The organism is Mesorhizobium sp. M4A.F.Ca.ET.020.02.1.1 (genome assembly GCF_004022645.1).
Classification (GTDB): Bacteria; Pseudomonadota; Alphaproteobacteria; order Rhizobiales; family Rhizobiaceae; genus Mesorhizobium.
In genome coordinates, this window is the sequence record NZ_RZOI01001128.1 from 1 (window position 1) to 1,213 (window position 1,213).

At 61.9% G+C, this 1,213-nt stretch carries 2 protein-coding genes; both read right to left on the reverse strand.

All coding sequences use genetic code 11. The features are described 5' to 3' along the window. Positions 1-139: 139 nt before the first annotated feature. Entirely contained in the window at positions 140-832 is a 693-nt protein-coding gene (locus EN742_RS35400; protein WP_128333912.1) for a substrate-binding domain-containing protein, read from the reverse strand. Positions 833-952: 120 nt separating this feature from the next. Next, positions 953-1,213 (reverse strand): YdeI/OmpD-associated family protein (locus tag EN742_RS35405; protein ID WP_189375742.1); only part of this gene is annotated, 261 nt, incomplete at its 5' end.

Genomic DNA, 1,213 nt, shown 5'->3' on the forward strand with positions numbered 1-1,213 from the left:
CCCCCGGAAACGCCGCCCCTCACCGGGCGGCGTTTTCGTTGGTTGGCTCGACACGGGCTGACTGCCGGCGTCAGCAGCCTGGCCAGGAAGGCACTCATCAGACGATGCGATGAGCCGATTGCTACTTATCAAGCACGCTTTAGTGTCGCTCGACGCCCTTCGCCGCCAGGATGCCATCGACGGCTGGCGACATCAGAAATTCCGACAGTTGCCTGGCAGCTTCCGCGTCCGTTGAATGGGCGCTGATGCCGATGGCGAAGTCAATGTAACTTTGGAGTTCTGCCGGAAACCGCCCGACAAGCATGACCTCGGGAGCGGCGGCGAGAATCGAAGTCACAGGCACCACCCCCAGCTCGGCTTCCCCTCGGCCTACGGCCGGCGCTGTCTGCCCTCCTGGTATGGCCACCAGCCTAGGCTTCACCTCATCGGATATTCCCAAGCGTTCCAGCAAACCGGAGAAGTAGCCACCGCTGGTCCCGTCACTGGCGTAAGCGATTGATCTGGCGCTCTTCAACGCATGTCCGAATGCTTGCACGGACCCAATATCGAGCGCTCGACTGCCTGCCTTGGCCGCCACCCCCATTGCTATCCGGCCAAACGCGACCTGGCTTCCCGCCCTGACCTTTCCCAGGGCGGTCAGATCCTCAACCAGGTGCGGATTGGTGATGACGAGGTCAAAAGGCTCCCCGGCCTCAATCTGCTTCTTTACCGTCGGATTGAGTTCCCACTTGACTGCAACATTGAATCCTGTGGCCGTTTCGAACCGGGATACGAGAGAAAGGACGGCGGGGCGAACCGCAATTGCGCCAAAAAGCCGGATGTCCTGGTTCATGGCCTGACCTGAAATCGCTCGAGACGACCTTCCTTATAGTACGCATCCAAGCCTGCGCTCCAGGGTCCGGCAATTCTTTACTCTGCCTTCGTGCCGACCTCCACTTTGGCGTGACGCGCTCTAAGCCCGCTTTTGCGGATGGATCGTCTCGCCGCGCTTCAGCATCTCGACGAGGTCGGCGATTTTCTTCCGGCGGCCGGCCTCGGTCTTCATGTTGTGGGTGCGGAAGGTGAGCGCGAAGCGGTTCTGGGCGCTGAGCCCAGCCAGCATCGCCTTCGCCTTCGGATCGGCGTCGATGGCGGCCTGCAGATCCGGCGGGATGGTCATTTCCTTGGCCGAATAGGCGCGCGCCCAGCGGCCGTCGGCCTTGGCCGCCTCGAC